Raw genomic sequence first — 13,761 nt, forward strand, 5'->3', positions numbered from 1 at the left:
TGCTCGCGCGCGCAGGGGAGGGGGCCCCCGCCGGCTCGTGCAGGTGAGCGTCGCACTGGTGGCCACCGCGCTCGCACTGGTCACGCGGGCGCTTATCGAAATCCTCGTGCCGGGCGTGGTCCCCTTCGCGCTGCTGTTCCCGGCCATGCTCGGCGCGGCCCTGCTCGCGGGGTGGGCGTCCGGCGCGATCACCCTGGTGCTGGGTGGGCTGCTGACGTGGTGGCTGGTGCGCCAGACCGAGGGCATGCTGGTGGCCGGCGCGCCGGAGACGGTGGTCAGCCTGGCGCTCTATGTGGTGGCCGGCGGAACCGTGGTGGCGCTGGCCGAGGCCTATCGGACGGTGGCGGGGACGCTGGCGCGGGAGCGCAGGGCGTTGCTCGAGAGCGAGGCGCGGCTGGACCTCGCGACGCGGGCCGCCGGTCTCGGCGTCTGGGACTGGGACCTGCGGACCAACGCCATGATCTGTTCCGAGGAGGCGAAGCTCATCCTGGGCTTGCCCGCGGACGAACCCGTGACGCGGGCGCAGATCGTCTCAGCCACTCACCGGGCGGACCGGGACCACACCTGGGCGCAGGTGCGGCGGGCGCTGGATCCCGCGATCCGCGACCTCAGCCCGTATGAGTACCGCATCGTGCGCCGAAACGACGGGCGCACCCGCTGGGTCTGGGCCATCGGCGAGCCGGTGTTCGAGACCGTTGACGGCCGCCAGACGGCCGTGCGCTACGTCGGCACGATCCAGGACATCACCGACCGCAAGCTCGCCGAAGACGCCGTGCGAGCTTCGGAGCAGCGGCTGCGGCTGGCGCTGGAGGCGGGGCGGATGGCGGTGTGGCGGATGGAGGTCGGCGCGGGGCTGATCCCGACGCCCGAGCTGAACCGCCTGCTGGGGTTCGCGCCGGACGCGCGGCCGAGCGTGGAGGAGATCCTGGACGGCTATCTGCCCGGCGAGCAGGACCGCGTGCGCGGCGTCATGGAGGCGGCGCTGGCGCGCGGCGAACGCTTCTTCGAGGTCGAGTACCGCCACCGCCGCCAGGACGGGGCGGTGCTGTGGCTGCTGAACCGGTCCGAACTGACTCTGGATGCGCAGGGGCGGCCGGTGAGCGCGCTCGGCGTGGTGATGGACATCACCGACCGCAAGGCCGACGAGGAGCGGCTGAAGCTGCTGGCCCGCGAGGTCGACCATCGCGCCAACAACCTGATGACGGTCGTGCAGGGGACGGTGTCGCTGTCGCAGGCCGACACGCCCGAGGCGCTGAAGGACGTGATCGTCGGTCGCGTCGCGGCTCTGGCCCGGGCCCATCAGCTTCTGTCGGAGACCCGCTGGGAGGGCGCGGACCTGCGACGGCTGGTCGAGGAGGAGCTGCTGGCTTTCAGCCTGGGCGCCGCCACGCGCGTGACGATCCGTGGCGAGGACCTGGCGCTGCCGCCGGCGGCGGCGCAGTCGCTGGCCATGGCGCTGCACGAACTGGCCACCAACGCCGCCAAGTATGGCGCCCTGAGCCGGCCCGAGGGACGGGTGGAGGTGGCCTGGGCCGGCGGCGGTCGCGCGCCCCTGCTGCTGACCTGGACCGAGACGGGCGGCCCCAGGGTTTCGCCGCCGCGCAGGCGGGGCCTGGGCACGGCGATCCTCGAGCGCGCGCTGGGCGGCGCGCTGGGCGGGCGCTCACGGCTGGAGTGGCGACCGCAGGGCCTGGTCTGCGAGCTGGAGCTTCCGGCCACGGCGGCGGCTCAAGACAAGGTGAACTGAGGCCCGAGCATCATTTGCTGTTGTCAAGCTGGCCGGAGTGGCGTTGGGTGTGATCTGCGTCACAAGGCCGCAAATTCGACATGATCAGCCTCACCCCGTCCCTCCAAGTCGCCGCCGTCATCGCGGCCGTCGGTTGGCCCCTGGCCGCCGGGCTGGGCCTGGTGATGTGGTCGAAGATGCGCTCGGGCGAACGCCAGCGCCGCATGGCGGCGCTGCAGGGCGACCTCCGCGGCCTGTATCAGGGCGTCGCGGCCCAGCCGACGCCCGACCGGCTGATCATGGTGATGGACGCCCTGGAAGAGGGCGAGGCGCTGCAGCCGCGAAACGCGCCCGCGCCCGCCAAGAAGCCGATCGGCGCGGGCTGAGCGGAAGCGTCGGGCCCGTGGTCAGGCGCGCTTGCGCTTGAGGAAGACCTGGACGGCGAGCACGATCAGGCAGACGACGAGCAGGAAGCCGGCGATGGCCCGAGCCGCATCGACCAGGAAGCCGACGACGGCGAGGCCGACGATGGCGGCGAGAAGGATGGCGATCCACTTACCCATGCGTAGGAAATGGTCCACCGGAAAGACCGTTCCGGTCAAGCTTCGGGTGGCGTACGTCTGCGGTCTTGAAATCGCCATGCAGGCGGCTTTCCAATGCCAGCGCGGAGCTTCGTGTGCTTCGCGACGTACAGGGCGGCAGGCATGACTGAAACGCTCAGACGGGCGCTGACCCATCGCATCGCGACCCTGGCCGCCGCGACCGCGGCGCTGGTGATGGGCGTCCTGCTGGCGATATCCTGGAGCTCGTGGACGGCCGAACGAAGCGCCCTGGAGCGCCGGATCTCCGAGCTGACGCAGCAGGCCGACCGGTCGCAGTCCCTGTGGAAGGCGCAGCTGGCCGCCTGCCATGCCGCCGCCGATCCCGACAAGCGGCTGACCGAGGCGGCCTACGAGGCGCCGGCCGATACGCGTGCGGCGGCGCGCCGCCTGCTGACCGAGCGACCGGAGGGGATCGACGTGTGCGCCCGCATGGAGAGCGCCGACCAGGCGGTTCTGTCGACGCTGCAATGACGCACACCCGAGGGACGGCCATCCTGCTGCTGGGCCTGGCGGCGACCGCGCTCGCCGGCTGCGAGACGTTGCGCGGCGGCCGCAAGCCGCCGCCGGAACCGCCGCCCGTCGTCGCCGAGCCCGCGCCCCTACCGGCCGCCGCGCCGCCGCCCCCAGTTCTGCGGCCCCCGCCGGCTCCCGCGCGCAGCTGCGTTCCGAGGACGCTGCCGGGCCCGCCGCGCTATCCCGACAGCGACGCCGCCCTGCGCAATGCGCCCGGCGCCGCCGACCGCTACCAGCTGATGGCCGCTGGCCGTCTGATGCGCCAGAAGCGCCTCGAGGAGCTGGAGCGGGTGATCGCCGGCTGCCGCTAGCCACCACGACATCGCCGCAAAGGAAAACGCCCCGGCCGTGAGGCCGGGGCGCTGAAGGTTCGGACCGCGTCCAGGACCTAGAAGCGGTACTGCAGCTCCACGCCGTAGGTGCGCGGCGGCACGTACGAGATGGTGCGGTTGACGAAGAGGTTGTTCGGGTTCGAGTTCGGGCCGGTCGTCGGACGGCTGCCGTCGGCCCCCGCGATGCCGTCCTGCTTGAAGATGTTCTTCACGAAGCCGATGACCGTGTAGCGGCCATCGATGTCGTTCCAGAGCAGGCGGGCGTCGGTCTGGTTCCAGGCCTTACCCTCGTTGTAGTAGCGGTTGAAGATCGAATAGTAGGTGTCGTCCTTCCACACGTGGGTCACCGACGCCGACAGGTTCCCCGCGTCGAGCTCCCAGGTGTAGTTGACGTTCACCGTGAAGCGGTGCGGCGTCGACGACGGCAGCTTCTGGCCCTTCAGGTCCTGATTGAGCGGCGTGGTGTTCGGCGCGCCGGTGGCGGTGGTCGGCGCGAGCGCCGCCGCCGTGTTCCCGGAGAGCACCGCGCCGGGAGCCTGGCCTCGAGGATCTTCCGGATCCTGGAAGCAGCAGGCCTCCCGCAGCTCGGCGTCGAGGTAGGAGTAGTTGGCCAGGATCTGCAGGTTGTCGATCGGCTGCCAGATGGTCTCCAGCTCGAAGCCGATGATCCGCGCCTTCGGCATGTTGAAGAAGCGGGTCACGTTCAGGTCGGTGACCGGATCGCGGCCGGTGATCGGGATCTGGATGTCCTGATAGTCGTAGTAGTAGGCCGACGCGTTGGCCTGGAAGGTGCCGCCGAAGGTCCGCTTGTAGCCGACCTCATAGGCGTCGATCGTCTCTTCCTCGGTGGTCACGTTCGGGGTGAGGGTCGTCGTCCCCGAGTTGAAACCGCCCGCCTTGTAGCCCCGGGTGTACTTCGCATAGGCCAGGGTGTCGGTGTCCGGCTGCCAATCGATGCCGAGGGTGCCGGTGACGCCGCTCCAGTTGTTCTTCAGGCCGCGATGACGCAGGCCAGTCGTGGGATCGGTGTGGGCGGGCAGGTAGACGGACGGATCCGAGCTGGTGCCAGGCGCCGCGGCATCGGTGATATCCACCGGACGACCGGTCAGTCGGGTGATCGGGCAGCTCGCCGTATAGAGGCAGAACAGCCGGGCGCTCTCGTACGACCGCTTCCTGTCGTAGGTGTAGCGCAGGCCGGCGGTGACCTTCAGCTCGTCGGTCAACTGGTAGTCGGCCTGGCCGAAGACCGCGTAGGACTCGCTGACGTTGGACGAGCTGCCGTAAGCGTAGCGCCGTTCCGGGTTGCCGACCATGGATGCGCCCGACTGGTTGGTCGGCCGCTCGAACCGGGGATCATCCGGGAAGCGCGCATCCGAGAGCGTGTAGTTCGACCCCTCGCGGAACTGGTAGAGGCCGAGGATCATCTGGAGCGGACCGTCCCAGGTGGAGGCGAAGTTCAGCTCGTTCGAGAACCACCAGACCTCTTCCTGGTACTGGTTGTGCTGCCGGGGATAATAGAGGTAGCCGCCGGCCGGCGCCGGGACCGGGGCCCCTTGTGCCGCGTACGGGAGCAGGAACGGCGCCTGCCGCGACGTGCCGTCGAGGTCGGTCTGCAGCCGGTAGTCGTAGTAGGTGTAGCCGCCGACGTACTTCACGTCGAAGTTGTCGAGATGCAACGTCGCATGCAGCGCGTACATGTTGCTCTCGAGGTTGATGTAGTTGCCGTCGTCGGTGTTGAAGCACCGCTGGCAGAGGTTGCCGGGCAGGTTGGTGTCCGGCAGCCCGAAGTTGGCGGCGTTGGGGGGTCAGCGCGGCGCGCGAACCGATGGTCGTGATGTCGCGCAGGCCATACTGCGCCGTCGTGCGGCCGCCGGGCCCGCGGCCCAGGTTGTGCCACTCGACCGTCTCGCCCTTCAACCACCACTCGAACTGGCCGTCGGCGAGTTCGCCCTGCAGCTGGCCCTCGACCTGCCACTGGTCGCCGACGCCGCCTTCGTCACGGCCGTTCGGGTTGAGGTTCTTGAAGTAGGCGTCGCCCTGGGAGCTGTAGGAGCCGGCGAGGCGGCCCTGGATGTTGCCCACCAGCGGGCCGGAGATGGCCGCTTCCGTGGCCCAGGTGTCGTAGTTGCCGATGCTGCCGCGCACCTCGGCGAAGAACTCGTCCGTCGGGCGCTTGGAGATGATGTTCATCGCGCCGCCAATGGAATTGCGGCCGTAGAGGGTGCCCTGCGGGCCCCGCAGCACTTCCGTGCGGTCGATGAACAGCGTCGACTTGGCGAACTGCGTCACCGACGAGGTGTAGACGCCGTCCGCATACATCGCCACGCCGCCCTCGGAGGAGCGGTTGTTGGTGAAGCGGCCGATGCCCCGCATGTTGATGCGGTCGTTGTTGGTCGAGTAGGCCAGGCCCGGCGTGAAGTTCGTCAGGTCCTGCACCGAGTTGATGCCGACCAGTTCGCGACGCTCGTCGGTGTAGGCCGAGACGGCCACCGGCACGTCCTGCAGGGACTGTTCCCGCTTTTCGGCGGTGACCACCAGTTCCTGGATCTGGTTGCCCGGTTCGGCCTGGGCGAAGGCCTGCCCCGCAAGGGCCGTCGTGGACGCGAAGACGCACGACAGCAGTAGAGTCTTTCTGGAATTCATGGACGTTCCCCCAAGCCGGTTATCGACTGCGCCTTTGCAGCGCTTAGATTCGAAAATCGAGCATGGCGCACGCCACGTCAATGGGGCTTCGCCGCAACCTGGGCGGAAAGACGGCGGAGCGTGCTCCTCAGGCCATCGACGCATCCCAGAAGTTGAAGAGGCGGTACGGCGCAGCCGCGCCGCGATCCCGCCGCAACCGTGAACCCCTCCTGACCGTTCGGCTCATCGCCCCGTTCAGCCGCCGCCCTGCAGGCTGGCCGGCTGTCTGAAACAGGCGAAGGACCGAGGAGATGATCGCATTGCGCTCGAAGACCCGGGGCCGGATGGCCCTGCTGGCCGCGGCGGGCGCGCTCGCGCTGGGGGCGGCGGGCTGCCGCGAGGACGACCGGGCCGCCCGCATCGCGGTGCCCGACCCGACGCCGGCGGCGCTGCTGCCGGAGCCGATGGCGCTGCCGTACGCCGAGGCCGCGCCCATCGCCTGGACGGCGCCGGACGCCGGCTATCGCTTCGCGGAACGCGCCTACGGTCTGGAACAGGCGTTCTACGACGCGCCGCCGGACTACGCCTTCGACTACGGCGGCGTCGAACCCTGGGTCTGGGAGACCGCCGACAACTGGTCGATGTACGCCGAGCCCTGGGAGGCAGGATACCGCTATTACTATTATGAGCCCGGCGCGGCCTACCCCTACTTCGTGCGCGACGGGCTGTACGGCTACGGCTTCGATCCGAGCGGCGCTCTGATCACGCTGATCGGGGCCGACGGCCGCTACCTGCCGGCTGCGCGCTTCGCCGACGTCGCGCCCCTGGCGGGCCGCTACTATGTGCACGGGCGGGATCTGCGGAACGCCGCGGCGCAGGGTCGACGGGCCCGGGTGCAGGAGGCCGCCTGGATCCAAAGGGCGCCGCAAGTGCGCCGGGCGTCCGAGCCGTGGCTGCAGGCGGCGCGCAGCGACGCCGACTGGCGGGGCTGGCGTGAGAAGGCGGGCAAGCGCGAGCTGAAGCGCTTCGAACAGGAGGCGCGCCGACGCGAGCGGGACGCTGAGAGCTGGCGGCGCGACGCGCGCCGCATCGCCGCCCAGCAGGCCGCAGCCGCGCCGGCCGTCCAGCCCGATCCGCGCATGAACCTGCCCGAGGTGCAGGCGCGCCGCGACATGGCGCTGGCGCAGCGCGAGCAGCTGCGGGCGCAGCGCGACCAGGCCAAGCAACAGGCCAAGCAACAGGCCAACCAACAGGCCGGCGAGCGCGGGCGCCAGCAGGCGCAGGCGGAGCGGCAGTTCGCCGAGCGACAGGCGTCCGAACAGCGGCAGGCGGCCCGCCAGCAGGCCGAGGCCCAGCGGCAGGCCGCGCGGCAGCAGGCCCGCGCCGCCGAGGACCATGCCCGTCAGGCGGCGGCCCAGGCCCAGAACCAAGCCCGGGGGCAGGGGCCCGTCAAGGGCGGCGGCCAGCCCGACCGCGGCCCGAAGGCCGAGCGCGGCGGCGACAAGGCCGGCGGCGGCGACAGGGGCGGCGGCAAGGGCGCCGGCAAGAAGGACTGATCTACTCCGTCAGCCCGACCTCCTCGGGCGTGCGCCCCTCGGCCTCGGCCTTCCGGGCGCCGGCGAGGATGCCGGGCAGGGAGTAGTTCCCTTCGTGGCAGGCGTACTCGTAGACCGGCCCCCGGGCGGCGTTCAGCGGCATCTCGGCCCGCCACGTCCGGGCGTAGATCCCGGGATCGTCGACGCTGAAGTCATAGAGGATCTGGGTGGGCGAAATGCGGGTGAAGCGCTCCGTCACCCGGGCCTGCGGCGAGAGGAACAGGCTGGCGCCGAAGTAGGGGCGCAGCGACTCGCCCGGATTGAAGTTGCGGGTCTCCACGACGAGGGTGTCGCCCTCCCAGCGGCCGACGGACCAGCCCATCCAGGGCGTGCCCGGCGGCGGCGGCTCGGCCTTCAGCGGTATGATGCGCGCGTCGTGGTTCATCTCGACCACGATGACCACGTGATCGGGCGTCTGCTGGATCTGGTAGTGGTTGTTGTAGAGGACGTTCAGCATCGGCGGGCCGGCGGTGGAGCCGAAGCCCAGGATGCAGCGCTCGCCGAGCGGGCGCGACTCGGGGCCATCGAAGGTGTTGCGGGCCTTCTGCAGGGTGGCCTCGTAAAGCCGGCGGCCCTGCGCCGTGTAGGGCAGGCGGCCATCGGCGGGGTCCACCAGCCAGGACGAGCGCGGCTCGCCGCGGACGCGGCCGATGGTGGTGCCGGGATCGACCCAGAAGCTGTTGTATCCGCCGGGATCCTCGCCGGCCGTGGGGGGCGCCGGCGTTGGGGTCGGAGGGGCGGTTCTGGGCCTCGCTGGCGCGGGCGCGCATCTGCTCCAGCGCGCGGGCCTGATCCTCGGACACGACCAGGGACTTGAACTGCGGCGGACGCTCGAGGCTGGTGAGCGAGGCATTGGTCCAGACGCCCTGGAGGTCGGGCGCGCCCCAGGCGGTCCGAGGCGCCTTGTACGCCTGGGCCGAGGCCGCGGAGGCGAGCGCCAGGAGGGCGCAGATCAGCAGCGATCTCATGCGCGGCGCTCCTGCAGGGCGGCATAGACCAGTTTGGCGGACTCGCCCCGGACATCGGGCGTGCCCGCGCCGGGCACGGAGCCGCGCAGGTTCTGGATCATGCCGACGAAGACCAGGTCGTTGGTGGGATCGATCCAGAACCAGGTGCCGAAGGCGCCGCCCCACCAGTAGCTGTCGAGGCCGTGCGGCAGGCCGCTCTCGGCGGGGCGCTTGTGGACCGCGAAGTCCATGCCGAAGCCCAGGCCTTCCTGGTTGGGGCCGTAGAGATCAACCTTCACGCCCGGCTGCAGCACGTCGGCGCGCATCAGCTTGACGGTCTCGGGTTTGAGGATGCGCGCGCCCTCCAGCTCGCCGCCGTTCAGCAGGGCCTGGCAGAAGCGGAAGTAGTCCTCGGCCGTCGAGAAGAGGCCGCCGCCGCCGGCCAGGAAGCGCGGCTTCTCGGTGCGGACCGACCGGTCGCTGGTGGGGACGATCGTCCCGGCGGCGTCGTAGGTGTGGACCTGGACGACGCGGGCGGCCTTGGCGGGGGCGACCCAGAACTGGGTGTCGGGCATCTTCAGCGGATCGAAGATGTGGCGCTGCATGTAGTCGGCGAGGTCGAGGCCGGACAGCTTCTGGACGACATAGCCCTGCAGGTCGACGACCGGACCGTAGGCCCAGTCCGTGCCGGGCTGGCTGGCGAGCGGCAGCCTGGCGAGCTTGTCGACCATGCCCTGCAGGTCGCTGTCGCGCAGGCCGGCCTGTTCGTACATGGCGCTGACGCCGAAGCCCGCGGTGTGGCTCATCAGCTGGGCCATGGTCATGGGGCGAGTCTGGTCGACGAGGGCGCCTTCGGCGGTCTTCACCTTCAGGCCCGCGAACTCGGGGATGTGCCTGGCCACCGGGTCGTCCAGCTTCCAGAGGCCCTTCTCGTAGAGCTGCATCATGGCCACGCCGGTGATCGGCTTGGTCATGGACGCGATCCGGAAGATGGCGTCGGGCCTGATCGGCGCCGGCTCCGCGGCGTTGGCGCGTCCGTAGGCGTCGAGGCTGACGACCTTGCCCTTGCGCGCCAGCAGGGTGACGACGCCGGCCAGCTTCTTCTGGTCGACGAGGCCGTGCATGTGGGCGTTGAGGGCCGCGACGCCCGCAGGCGAGAAGCCGGCCGAGGCTGGCGGTTGCACGGCGATCCTGGCCAGCGCCGGAGACGCGGCGAATGCGACGCCCGCGGCCAGCAGGCCACGTCGACTGAAGGTCATCGGATCCTCCCCAGATCTCGTCTTTCGTTGGCCTGAGCATTCCCGACTTTCGAACTTTCGGCCACTCATTTCGATGGCGACATTCTTGGGATAGGGTCCCGCGGAGTTTGGGGGAATCCGATTGGTCAGGGCGCCTGAGGCCGTGGCGGCGACGCCGCTGAAACGCACGCCGTGGTGGGCGCAGCTCTATGTGCAGGTGTTGGCCGCCATCATCCTGGGCGCGGTCATCGGGCATTTCTGGCCGACGCTCGGCGCCTCGCTGAAGCCTTTGGGCGACGCCTTCATCAAGCTGGTGAAGATGATCATCGCCCCGGTGATCTTCCTGACGGTGACGACCGGCATCGCCGGCATGCGCGACCTAGGCAAGGTGGGCGGCGTGGCCGCCAAGGCCTTCGCCTACTTCATCGCGGTCTCGAGCTTCGCGCTGGTGGTCGGGTTGATCGTCGCCAACGTGGTGCGGCCCGGCGCGGGGATGAACGCCGACCCGGCGACGCTGGACGCCGCGGCGGTCGCCGACTACGCGGCCAAGAGCCACGAGATGACCATCACCGGCTTCCTGATGGACATCATCCCCTCGACGGTGGCCGGCGCCTTCGCCGAGGGCAACATCCTGCAGGTGCTGTTCTTCTCGATCCCGTTCGGGGTCGCGCTCGCCATGGTCGGCGAGCGGGGCGAGCCGCTGCTGCGCGTGCTGAACGCCACCGCCGAGGCCTTCTTCAAGCTGGTGGCGATCTTCATGCGGGCCGCGCCGATCGGCGCGTTCGGAGCCTTCGCCTTCACCATCGGCAAGTACGGCATCGGCAGCATCGTCAGCCTGGCGGCGCTGGTGGGGACGTTCTATGCGACCTCGGCGCTGTTCGTGCTGGTGGTGCTGGGGGCGATCGCGCGGCTGAACGGCTTCTCGATCCTCAAGCTGATCCGTTACCTGAAGGAGGAGCTGCTGCTGGTGCTGGGGACCTCGTCCTCGGAGGCGGCGCTGCCATCCCTGCTGGAGAAGATGGAGCGGGCCGGTGCGCCCAAGACCGTGGTCGGGCTGGTGGTGCCCACCGGCTACAGCTTCAACCTCGACGGCACCAACATCTACATGACCCTGGCGGCCCTGTTCATCGCCCAGGCGCTGGGGATCGACCTGACGTTGCCCGAACAGCTGCTGCTGCTGGCGGTCGCGATGCTGAGCTCGAAGGGCGCGGCGGGCGTGACCGGCGCGGGCTTCATCACCCTGGCGGCGACGCTGTCGGTCGTGCCCAGCGTGCCGGTGGCCGGCATGGCGCTGATCCTGGGCGTCGACCGGTTCATGAGCGAGTGCCGGGCGCTGACCAATTTCATCGGCAACGCGGTGGCGACCCTGGTGGTCAGCCGCTGGGAGGGCCAGCTTGACCGCGCCGCTCTTGACCGGGCGCTGGACAGCGAGCCGCAGCCGATCGCCGCCCTGCCGGTCGAGGCCGACGCCGACTAGCTGGCGCGGGAGAAGCGCCGGGAGGGGATCCCGGCGACGGCGCGGCGGACCGACGCCATCAGGCCCGAGACCAGGATGGGCTTGGAGACGAAGTCGGCGAACCCGAGAGCGGCGTAGTCCTGCGGCCGCCGCGACAGCACGTCGGCCGTGAGCGCTATGACCGGGGTGTTGCGTTCCGGACCGAGGGAGGCGCGCAGGCGCTCGACCACCTCGATGCCGGTCATTTCCGGCATGTGGATGTCCATCAGCACGACGTCGAAACGCTCGCACGCCAGGCGGGCGAGGGCCTCCTGCCCGGAGCTGGCCATCACGGCGGTGTGGCCGAAGGCGGTGAGGATCTCCTGCACGACGCGCAGGTTCATCGGATCGTCGTCCACATGAAGGACGCGTAGGGTCGGCTCTTTTGAGCCATCAGGGGCGCGTTCGGCGCTCACGCTGTTCACAGCGGTACTCCATCGGGACCACGCCCGATTGAGGCCGAAAGTTGGCGCCTAGAAGCTAAGGTAAGACTGACGGACGTGGCTAACCGGCGTTAAGGACGCTGAACCAAAGTCGGTTTCCGGACATCGGCCCGGCGGCGCAAAGACGCTCGCAAGTCGGCCACAGCATGCTGAGACGCCGGCCAAGTCGAAGCACGGTTAAACCCCGGCCGCTCTATTCGGATCTCCCGCCGCGCGCGTGCATCAGCGCCCGACTCAACCACTGCGAGTTACCCCATCTGGGGGATGTTCCCCTGGCCGCGATGTGGTCGCCTAGGGTCGAGCTTGTTCGGGGGGGACGTCGCCTTTCCCAAGGGGGGCGCCGGGGGGCTCGAGGTTGTCGCACCGGCCTTCCCGCAAGGCCGGTGCGCGCCACAGGGGGAATTGGGGTCTTGCACGTGAAATCGTTCGTCGCGGCCGCCGTCGCCGCCGTCGTCGGCCTGTCGCTTGCGGGCGCGGCCGAAGCCCAGCCGCGCGCGAAGCGGGCGAAGGCATCCGACACCGTCTATCGCGACACCACCTCGCCGGACAGCGTGCGAGGCGTCGGCACGGAGAGCCAGGATATCGTCTCCATGGCCGACACTATGGTGCGAGACCTGCTGCTGGTCCCGGCGCTGATGAACCAGCCGACGCCGCCGCGGGTGATCGTCGATTCCAAGTTCTTCCGGAACGAGAGCAGCGAGATCATCGACAAGTCGCTGATCACCGACCGCATCCGCGTGGGCCTGAACCGCGCCGCCAGCGGGCGGATGATGTTCATCGGCCGCGAATACGCCGAGATGGTTGAGCTGGAACGCGACCTGAAGGCCGAGGGCAGGGTGGACGTGGGCACGACCGGCCGCACGCGCGCCCAGGCCGGGGCCGACTACCGCCTGGTCGGCCGGATCGGCACGCGGGATGCGGTCGACACGCGGACGGGCGTCACCAGCCGCTTCTCGCAATACACCTTCGAACTCGTGGACCTGGAGTACGGGGCGATCGTCTGGTCGAACCTCTACGAGTTCAAGAAGGAGAACCGCGACGACGTCGTCTACCGCTGAGGGACGAGGCCGATGAAGTCGCTGCCCCTGATCGCCGCGGTCCTGCTGAGCGCAGGCATCCCCTGGGGCCCGGCGCTGGCGGCCAAGGCGCCGCCGCCGCCGCCGGTCCTGCCGATGGACGCCGGCCCGGAGGAATTCCAGGCGCGGCTCACCGCCAACGGCGACCGCGACCGGGTGCTGAACCAGATGGAGATCGGCGCGCGGTCGTTCTGGAAGGGCGACCATGCCACGTCGAAAGCCGCGCTGGACGACGCCATCGGGCAGATCGGCCGGGTGTTCGCCAACAACCCCGACGCCGCGAAGGCTCGCCAGCTCTGGTACGACGAGGGCTCGAAGACCTTCAAGGGCGAGCCCTACGAACGGGCGATGGTCTTTCTCTACCGGGGGGCTGGGCTACCTTCGCGACGGCGACTTCGAGAACGCCCGCGCCGCCTTCCGGCAAGGGCAGATGCAGGACGCTTTCGCCGAGGAGAGCCAGAACCGCGCCGACTTCGGGCTGCTGGTGTTCCTGGAAGCCTGGGCGAGCCACCAGAACGGCGACGAGGACCTGCGCGACGAGAGCCTGGCGCGTCTGAAGGAGCTGCGGCCCGACTTTGCCGGCATCGGCAAGGGTGATGACACGCTGGTGCTGGTGGAGACCGGCGCCGCGCCGCGCAAGCTGGGCGATGGGCTCGACCACAGCTACTTCGTCTATCGACGCGGCAAGAACATCGCCATGGACGCCGCCGAAGTGGTCCGCGCGGGCGAGGCGCAGCGCGCGTACCGGATGGAGGACATCTACTGGCAGGCCTCGACCCGCGGCGGCCGCGAGGTGGACAAGATCCTGCAGGGCAAGGCGCAGTTCAAGGCCGGCACCGGCGCGGTGGGTTCGGCGCTCGCCGACGGCGTCGGGGCCTACAACGACATCGCCGGGGCGAGCACGGCGGGCGCCGCGGTGGGGGCGGTGGCCGGCGTGTTCCTGATCGTCTCGTCCAGCACCAAGCCACAGGCCGACACCCGCTACTGGTCGTCGCTGCCCGACCAGGTCCACGTGCTGACCTTCGCCTCCCAGGGCAAGCCGCCCGAGATGACCGCCCGCTTCCTCAAGGGCGACCAGCCGGCGGCGACGCCGGAGGCGGCGATCCGCTGCGACACCTTCGAGAGCCGCAAAACCCTCTGCCTGGTCCGCGCCTACTGACGCGCGCCCGGCC

At 70.0% G+C, this 13,761-nt stretch carries 13 protein-coding genes and 1 pseudogene; 8 read left to right on the forward strand and 6 right to left on the reverse strand.

The features are described 5' to 3' along the window. Positions 1-43: 43 nt before the first annotated feature. Positions 44-1,747, forward strand: a complete 1,704-nt coding sequence (locus LRS10_RS13345) for a PAS domain-containing protein (protein WP_257837696.1) — start codon at positions 44-46, stop codon at positions 1,745-1,747. An 80-nt stretch (positions 1,748-1,827) separates the two neighbouring features. After that, complete coding sequence (locus LRS10_RS13350) at positions 1,828-2,112, forward strand: hypothetical protein (protein ID WP_257837697.1); 285 nt, start codon at positions 1,828-1,830, stop codon at positions 2,110-2,112. A gap of 21 nt (positions 2,113-2,133) precedes the next feature. On the opposite strand, the gene LRS10_RS13355 is transcribed toward LRS10_RS13350, so the two are convergent. Beyond that, positions 2,134-2,289 (reverse strand): hypothetical protein, encoded by a 156-nt coding sequence (locus tag LRS10_RS13355; RefSeq protein ID WP_257837698.1) that lies wholly within the window; start codon positions 2,287-2,289, stop codon positions 2,134-2,136. Between the two features lie 141 nt (positions 2,290-2,430). On the opposite strand from LRS10_RS13355, the gene LRS10_RS13360 reads away from it, so the two are divergent. Both LRS10_RS13360 and LRS10_RS13365 read left to right on the forward strand, forming a co-directional pair. Next, positions 2,431-2,799 carry a hypothetical protein gene (locus tag LRS10_RS13360; protein ID WP_257837699.1) on the forward strand — a complete coding sequence of 123 codons (369 nt, stop codon included), beginning with the start codon at positions 2,431-2,433 and terminating at the stop codon, positions 2,797-2,799. Beyond that, positions 2,796-3,152: a hypothetical protein gene (locus tag LRS10_RS13365; protein ID WP_257837700.1), complete on the forward strand. Its 357-nt coding sequence runs from the start codon at positions 2,796-2,798 to the stop codon at positions 3,150-3,152. The genes LRS10_RS13360 and LRS10_RS13365 overlap by 4 nt, the downstream gene beginning before the upstream one ends. 77 nt (positions 3,153-3,229) lie before the next feature. On the opposite strand, the gene LRS10_RS13370 is transcribed toward LRS10_RS13365, so the two are convergent. After that, on the reverse strand, positions 3,230-4,870 hold the full coding sequence (locus LRS10_RS13370; protein ID WP_257837701.1) for a TonB-dependent receptor: 1,641 nt from the start codon (positions 4,868-4,870) through the stop codon (positions 3,230-3,232). Positions 4,871-5,375: 505 nt separating this feature from the next. After that, positions 5,376-5,960: pseudogene (locus LRS10_RS13375) on the reverse strand (TonB-dependent receptor plug domain-containing protein); the annotation flags it as partial. A 146-nt stretch (positions 5,961-6,106) separates the two neighbouring features. Here LRS10_RS13375 and LRS10_RS13380 point away from each other — a divergent pair. Continuing rightward, the gene (locus tag LRS10_RS13380) at positions 6,107-7,351 is read left to right on the forward strand and encodes a hypothetical protein (protein ID WP_257837702.1); all 1,245 of its coding nucleotides are present in this window, start codon (positions 6,107-6,109) and stop codon (positions 7,349-7,351) included. Between the two features lies 1 nt (position 7,352). On the opposite strand, the gene LRS10_RS13385 is transcribed toward LRS10_RS13380, so the two are convergent. Beyond that, on the reverse strand, positions 7,353-8,003 hold the full coding sequence (locus LRS10_RS13385; protein WP_257837703.1) for a hypothetical protein: 651 nt from the start codon (positions 8,001-8,003) through the stop codon (positions 7,353-7,355). 351 nt (positions 8,004-8,354) lie between these two features. Continuing rightward, positions 8,355-9,596: a serine hydrolase gene (locus LRS10_RS13390; protein ID WP_257837704.1), complete on the reverse strand. Its 1,242-nt coding sequence runs from the start codon at positions 9,594-9,596 to the stop codon at positions 8,355-8,357. 121 nt (positions 9,597-9,717) lie between these two features. Here LRS10_RS13390 and LRS10_RS13395 point away from each other — a divergent pair, with 121 nt between their 5' ends. Then, positions 9,718-11,052: a dicarboxylate/amino acid:cation symporter gene (locus LRS10_RS13395; protein ID WP_308237957.1), complete on the forward strand. Its 1,335-nt coding sequence runs from the start codon at positions 9,718-9,720 to the stop codon at positions 11,050-11,052. On the opposite strand, the gene LRS10_RS13400 is transcribed toward LRS10_RS13395, so the two are convergent. Next, entirely contained in the window at positions 11,049-11,429 is a 381-nt protein-coding gene (locus tag LRS10_RS13400; RefSeq protein WP_257837705.1) for a response regulator, read from the reverse strand. The genes LRS10_RS13395 and LRS10_RS13400 overlap by 4 nt on opposite strands. 500 nt (positions 11,430-11,929) lie before the next feature. On the opposite strand from LRS10_RS13400, the gene LRS10_RS13405 reads away from it, so the two are divergent. Together LRS10_RS13405 and LRS10_RS13410 are read left to right on the forward strand one after the other, a co-directional pair. Then, positions 11,930-12,571 carry a penicillin-binding protein activator LpoB gene (locus LRS10_RS13405; protein WP_257837706.1) on the forward strand — a complete coding sequence of 214 codons (642 nt, stop codon included), beginning with the start codon at positions 11,930-11,932 and terminating at the stop codon, positions 12,569-12,571. Positions 12,572-13,019: 448 nt separating this feature from the next. After that, positions 13,020-13,748: a hypothetical protein gene (locus tag LRS10_RS13410; RefSeq protein WP_257837707.1), complete on the forward strand. Its 729-nt coding sequence runs from the start codon at positions 13,020-13,022 to the stop codon at positions 13,746-13,748. The last annotated feature ends 13 nt before the right edge of the window (positions 13,749-13,761 follow it).

This window comes from Phenylobacterium sp. J426, from assembly GCF_024699945.1.
In the GTDB taxonomy this organism is placed as follows: Bacteria; Pseudomonadota; Alphaproteobacteria; order Caulobacterales; family Caulobacteraceae; genus Phenylobacterium.

Bases quoted from the DNA above. Each gene is read 5' to 3' on its own strand.
- LRS10_RS13365 (WP_257837700.1), top strand. From the start codon at position 2,796: ATGACGCACACCCGAGGGACGGCCATCCTGCTGCTGGGCCTGGCGGCG.
- LRS10_RS13390 (WP_257837704.1), bottom strand. From the start codon at position 9,596: ATGACCTTCAGTCGACGTGGCCTGCTGGCCGCGGGCGTCGCATTCGCC.
- LRS10_RS13355 (WP_257837698.1), bottom strand. From the start codon at position 2,289: ATGGGTAAGTGGATCGCCATCCTTCTCGCCGCCATCGTCGGCCTCGCC.
- LRS10_RS13410 (WP_257837707.1), top strand. From the start codon at position 13,020: ATGCAGGACGCTTTCGCCGAGGAGAGCCAGAACCGCGCCGACTTCGGG.
- LRS10_RS13370 (WP_257837701.1), bottom strand. From the start codon at position 4,870: ATGTACGCGCTGCATGCGACGTTGCATCTCGACAACTTCGACGTGAAG.
- LRS10_RS13360 (WP_257837699.1), top strand. From the start codon at position 2,431: ATGACTGAAACGCTCAGACGGGCGCTGACCCATCGCATCGCGACCCTG.
- LRS10_RS13350 (WP_257837697.1), top strand. From the start codon at position 1,828: ATGATCAGCCTCACCCCGTCCCTCCAAGTCGCCGCCGTCATCGCGGCC.
- LRS10_RS13380 (WP_257837702.1), top strand. From the start codon at position 6,107: ATGATCGCATTGCGCTCGAAGACCCGGGGCCGGATGGCCCTGCTGGCC.